Source organism: Rhodosalinus sp. (genome assembly GCF_041685465.1).
GTDB lineage: Bacteria > Pseudomonadota > Alphaproteobacteria > Rhodobacterales > Rhodobacteraceae > Rhodosalinus.
This window is the reverse complement of sequence record NZ_JAWLFS010000193.1, coordinates 1-5,915: the sequence shown is the minus strand read 5'-3', so window position 1 is coordinate 5,915 and position 5,915 is coordinate 1. Positions and strand designations below refer to the sequence as shown.

The window sequence follows — 5,915 nt, the reverse complement described above, 5'->3', positions numbered from 1 at the left end:
TCGCCGTAACCGACATGCCGCAGAACGGCGGCGACTGACGCGAGGTATTCGACATGCGCATGGTATTCGGCCTGGTCCTCCTTGTGGGCATCGCGCTCGCCGGCGGCGCGGTTTACATGGCCAAGAATTACATCGATCGATACGAGGCCGCGCTCGCCGCCGAGCGCGCGCAGCAGCCGGAACAGATTCCGCTCACCGAGGTCTATGTCGCGAAGACGCGGCTGGAGTATGGCGACACCCTCCGCCGGGAGGATGTGCAGGCCATCCGCTGGCCCGAGGAATGGGTGCCCGAGGGCGCCTTCCTCGCCGAGGCCGACGATCTTTTCAGCGAGGAGGGCCGGCGCCTCGTGCTCCGCACCATGGAGACGCACGAACCGATTCTCGCCCCGAAGGTCACCGGCCCGGGCGAGCAGGGCGGGCTGACGATGCGCATCGCCCGCGGCATGCGCGCCTTCGCGATCAAGGTCGACGTGGCCTCCGGCGTCTCGGGCTTCCTGCGGCCCGGCGACCGGGTGGACGTCTACTGGACCGGCCGCGTCGACGCGCCCGACGCGAACCGCGGCGAGGTCACGAAGCTCATCCAGACCGGCATCGAGCTCGTCGCCGTGGACCAGCAGGCCGACAGCAGCGACCTTTCCGGGACGACCATCGCGCGCACCGTGACGGTGGCCGCGACGCCGCAACAGGTCGCGGCCCTCGCGCAGGCGCAATCGACGGGCCGGCTTTCGCTCTCGCTCGTCGGCGCGAACGACGACACCGTGTCCCAGGCGGTGCAGGTCGACCAGATGGGCCTTCTCGGCATCGCGCCGCCGCCGGAGCCCGAGGCCGTCCCCGAGAAGGAGGACTGCACGATCCGCACCCGCCGTGGCAGCGAGGTCGTCAATATCGAGATTCCCTGCACGAACTGAGCCTTGCCGCGCCCCCGCCTGCCGGTCGCGGGACCGCCGGGCGGGGGCGCGCGCCAGTCTGTTGCCGGTTATCCACAGCAGACCCGAAGCGAAAGACGTTGATTCTTGATTATTTTGCCCGCTTGCCGCAGGGTACCGTGAAAGCGGGCGCCAGACCCGCCATCATCCGTGATCGAGAGGCAGGTCGCATGACAATCGAGCGCGCCTTCCGCGCCGCCCTGGTGGCGCTGGCCGCAAGCCTGACGCAGTTTCCACTCGCGGTCGCCGCGAGCGATGTCCGCGAAATCACGTCGGGCACGGCAAAATCGCTGAACGTCGCGATGAACCGGGCGGTCGTCGTGGAAAGCGAAGAGCCCTTCGCGGAGCTCTCCATCGCCAACCCCGAGATTGCCGACATCTCGTCGCTCTCGGACCGGACGATCTATGTGCTCGGGCGCACGCCCGGCATCACGACCCTCACGCTGCTCGACGAGAACGGGCAGCTGATCACCAACGTCGAGGTGCGGGTCGCCGCGGACATCACCGAATTCAAGGAGCGCCTGCGCCAGATCCTGCCCGGCGAGAACATCGAGGTGCGCACGGCGAACGACGGGATCGTCCTGTCGGGCACGGCCTCCTCGACCCAGAAGATGCAGCGCGCGCTGGACCTTGCCGAACGCTACGCGCCCGAGCGGGTCTCCAACCTGATGAGCGTGGCGGGCGTGCAGCAGGTCATGCTGAAGGTCCGCTTCGCCGAAATGCGGCGGTCCGTCTCCAAGTCGCTGGGCACGTCGCTCGCGCTCGGGGGCTCCGCGCTCGACGGCGATCTCGGGGTTCGCTCGGGCACGAACTCCGGCGTGACGGGCGGCGCACAACAGTCGCTGCTCGACGGCAACCTCCCCGGAAGCAGCGAGAACAACGGTGCGCTTCTGCTCGGCTTCGACGTGGGCGCGGTCGAGGTGGGTGTCCTCCTGGAGGCGCTCGAATCGAAGGGCATGGTGCGAACCCTCGCCGAACCGAACCTGACGGCGCTCTCGGGGCAGGAGGCCAAGTTCCTCGCCGGCGGCGAATACCCCGTCCCCGTCTCGCAGGAGGGCGGGACCATATCGGTGGAGTTCAAACCCTTCGGCGTCGAGCTCGACTTCGTTCCGCGCGTCGTGGACGGCGACCTCGTCAATCTGGAGATGGTCGCCGCGGTCTCCTCGGTCGATTCGACGAACGGGTTCCAGAGCGACGGCTTCACGATCGACGCCTTCAGCCGGCGCGAGGCCTCGACCACGGTCGAGCTGCGCGACGGCGAGAGCTTCGCCATCGCCGGGCTTCTGCAGGACGATTTCCGCGACCTCTCGGGGCAGGTGCCATGGCTGGGCGACATCCCCGTGCTCGGCGCGCTCTTCCGCAGCGCGGAGTACCAGCGCGCGCAGTCCGAACTCGTGGTCATCGTGACACCGCATCTCGTGACGCCGACCCGGGGCGAGGCGCTCGCGCTGCCCACCGACCGGGTGCAGCCGCCGACGGAGCGCGACCTCTTCCTGCACGGGCAGGTCTCCCGCTCCGGCGAGGCTGCCGGCGGCGCGGCCGGAGAGGTTTCGCGCCAGGATTTCTCCGGCTCCTACGGCTACGTTCTGGACTGAGGAACAGGAGACAGACGATGCCGACGCCGCGTGCCCCCCTCGCCTGCCTCGGCCTCGCCGCCGGGCTCCTCGCCGCCTGCGCGCCGGGCCAGCGCAGCGCCTTCGAGAGCGAGGCCGGCGCGATCGCGGATTCGCATGGCACCTTCGGCGCGGCGACCATGCACAACACCCAGTGCATGACCGGCGAAAAGGACTGCGTCACCGCGCTGGCCGGGAAATTCGCCGATTCGGTCGAGACGACGGTGAATTTCGACTTCGACAGCGCCCGCCTCGGACCCAAGGCGCGCGCGACGCTCGCCCGGCAGGCGGATTTCATCCGGCAGTTCCCGGAGCTGCGCTTCCGCGTCTACGGCCACACCGATCTCGTGGGCACGGATGCCTACAACCAGAGCCTCGGTCTGCGGCGGGCCAATGCGGTGGTCGACTTCTTCGCAAGCCAGGGCATCTCGCGCGACCGGCTGGAGGCCGTCGTGTCCTTCGGAGAGCGCCAGCCGCTCATCGTCACCGAAGGCCGTGAACGGCGCAACCGGCGCACCGTGACCGAGGTCAACGGCTTCTACGAGCGGCATCCCACCGTCCTCGACGGGCGCTACGCCGAGGTGATCTATCGCGAGTACGTCGCGAGCGCCGAGCCGCAGAGCGACTTCGAGGCCGGCGCAGGCGGCGGCCCGGGCGGACAGTGATCGGCCCCTGCGGCGATCGTCGCCGCAGACCCAATAATACGATCTTTCAGCCCTAATATCGCCCAACTCTTCGACGAATGTCCCCGGACAGAAGGAGTGCCGTGCCGCGTGCACGGTCCCTCCCCCGGATGGCCGCCTCCGGTGCGGCGGCCCAAGGACAGGACGTGAGGCGATGAACAGTACGGCGAGCCTGCAAACCGACCCCGCTCCGATCGTGGCCTGCACGATCAGCCGTGACGTGCAGGAGTTCGACCTGCTGATCGAGGACATGGAGGCGGCCCTCGGCGAAAGCTGGGGCGACCTCGGATTTTCGGAGGCGCTCACCTTCTTCAACCAGCCCGACGCGACCATGCTGGAGTTCGTGGCGATGGCGATCGACGGCGAGGACGAGGAGAACCTCGCCCTCATGGGCGAGGTGATCGCCGCGGCGGCCGCGAGGGACATCAAGGTAATTCTCATCGCCGAGGACGTCACCCCGGCCGCGCTGCATCAGCTTCTGCGCCAGGGCGCCAACGAATTCGTGCCCTACCCGCTGCCCGAGGGCGAGTTGATGGCGGCAATCAAGCGCCTGCGCCAGCCGGCGCCCGCGAAGGTCGCCGCGGAGGGAACAAAACTCGCGGACGGGGGCGACGGCGACGGGGTGATCCTCGCGGTGCAGGGTCTGGCCGGTGGCGTGGGCGCGAGCACCTTTGCCGTCAATCTCGCCTGGGAACTCGCGACGGTCACCAAGGAGAGCGCGCCGCGTGTCTGCCTGCTCGACCTCGACCTGCAGCGCGGCGCCACGGCGACCTATCTCGACCTGCCGCGGCGCGAGGCGGTCTTCGAGATGCTGAACGATACCGAGGCGATGGACGAGGAGGTCTTCGGTCAGGCGCTCGTCGCCTACGAGGAGACGTTGCAGGTGCTCACCGCGCCCTCCGATCTCGTCCCGCTCGACATCGTCACCCCGCAGGACATCGAGCGCGTGCTCGACATGGCCGCGCGGCACTTCGACTTCGTCGTCGTGGACATGCCGGGCGCGGTCGTGCAGTGGACCGAGACCGTGCTGAGCGCCGCGCACGTCTATTTCGCGCTCGTCGAGCTGGAAATGCGCTCGGCGCAGAACACCCTGCGCCTCAAGCGTGCGTTGCAGGCCGAGGAGCTGCCCTTCGAGAAGCTGCGCTTCGCGCTCAACCGTGCGCCGCGCTTCACCGATCTGAACGGCAAGTCCCGCATCAAGCGGATGGCCGAATCGCTCGACATCTCCATCGACCTGCAACTTGCCGACGGCGGGCGGCAGGTCACGCAATCGGGCGATCACGGCACGCCCCTCGCGGTCTCCGCGCCGAAGAACCACCTGCGCCGCGACATCGCCAAGCTCGCGCAATCGCTTTACGACCTCGGCCGCGCCGCCCCCGAAGCCGCCTGAGGAGGGATCCGATGTTCTCGCGTTACAAGAAACAGGCAGCCAACGCCGCGCGCCCCGCCCGGGAGGCCGAGACCGCCGCGCCCGCGCCGGAGCCGCAGAAGACCGAACAGCCCACGGTCATCCGCCGGCCCTCCCAGCGCAGCGCGGCGCAGGCCGCGCCTGCCGACAAGGAGAAGAAGCGCAAGGAGCGCCTCGGCGAGATCAAGCTGGAGCTGCACCGCGCACTGCTCGAGAACCTCAACCTCGCCGCGCTGGAGCACGCGACCGAGGCGGACCTGCGCGCCGAGATCAATGACATCGCCTCGGAGGCCCTTCAGGAGAAGGGCATCGTCCTCAACCGCGAGGACCGCACGACGCTGAACCAGGAGCTTTACGACGAGGTGCGCGGCCTCGGCCCGCTCGAGACGCTGCTGCAGGACGACAGCGTGAACGACATCCTCGTGAACGGCCCGCAGCAGATCTTCGTGGAACGCGACGGCCGGCTGGAGCTTTCGGACGTCACCTTCAAGGACGAACGCCACCTGCTGCGGATCATCGACAAGATCGTGAGCGCGGTGGGCCGGCGCGTCGACGAATCGAACCCCTACGTCGACGCGCGCCTCGCCGACGGCTCGCGCTTCAACGCGATGGTGCCCCCGATCGCCGTCGACGGCAGCCTCGTCTCGATCCGCAAGTTCAAGAAGGAAAAGCTCGGGATCGACGACCTGATCCGCTTCGGCGCCTTCACCGAGGAGATGGCCGCCTACCTGCAGGCCGCGGTCGCCTGCCGGCTGAACGTCATCGTCTCGGGCGGCACGGGCTCGGGCAAGACGACGACGCTCAACGCGCTGTCCTCCTTCATCGGCGACGACGAGCGCATCCTCACGATCGAGGACACCGCCGAACTGCAACTCCAGCAGACGCATGTCGGCCGGATGGAAAGCCGCCCGCCGAACGTCGAGGGCCGCGGCGCGGTCACGCAGCGCGACTGCCTGAAGAACGCGCTGCGGATGCGTCCCGACCGGATCATCGTCGGCGAGACCCGCGGCGAGGAGGTCATCGACATGCTGCAGGCGATGAACACCGGCCACGACGGCTCGATGACGACGATCCACGCCAACAACGCCCGCGACGCGGTCTCGCGCCTCGAGAACATGATCGCCATGGCCGGCATCGAGATGCCGCTCAAGGCGGTGCGCAGCCAGATCGCGAGCGCCGTCAACCTGATCGTGCAGGCCAGCCGCCTGCAGGACGGCTCGCGCCGGATGGTCTCGATCACCGAGGTCACCGGCATGGAGGGCGAGGTGATCTCGATGCAGGAGGT

5 protein-coding genes are annotated in these 5,915 nt (G+C 68.6%); all 5 read left to right on the top strand.

What is annotated here, in order from left to right:
- Positions 1 to 53 precede the first annotated feature (53 nt).
- Positions 54 to 908: a Flp pilus assembly protein CpaB gene (gene cpaB / locus ACESL7_RS12060; protein ID WP_372893566.1), complete on the top strand. Its 855-nt coding sequence runs from the start codon at positions 54 to 56 to the stop codon at positions 906 to 908.
- A 188-nt stretch (positions 909 to 1,096) separates the two neighbouring features.
- On the top strand, positions 1,097 to 2,521 hold the full coding sequence (locus ACESL7_RS12055) for a type II and III secretion system protein family protein (protein ID WP_372893565.1): 1,425 nt from the start codon (positions 1,097 to 1,099) through the stop codon (positions 2,519 to 2,521).
- 17 nt (positions 2,522 to 2,538) lie between these two features.
- Positions 2,539 to 3,204, top strand: coding sequence for an OmpA family protein (locus ACESL7_RS12050; RefSeq protein WP_372893564.1), 666 nt, complete (start codon positions 2,539 to 2,541; stop codon positions 3,202 to 3,204).
- Between the two features lie 172 nt (positions 3,205 to 3,376).
- Positions 3,377 to 4,612: a CpaE/TadZ family protein gene (locus ACESL7_RS12045; RefSeq protein WP_372893563.1), complete on the top strand. Its 1,236-nt coding sequence runs from the start codon at positions 3,377 to 3,379 to the stop codon at positions 4,610 to 4,612.
- 11 nt (positions 4,613 to 4,623) lie between these two features.
- The coding region (locus ACESL7_RS12040) for a TadA family conjugal transfer-associated ATPase (RefSeq protein WP_372893562.1) at positions 4,624 to 5,915 on the top strand (1,292 nt) is incomplete at its 3' end.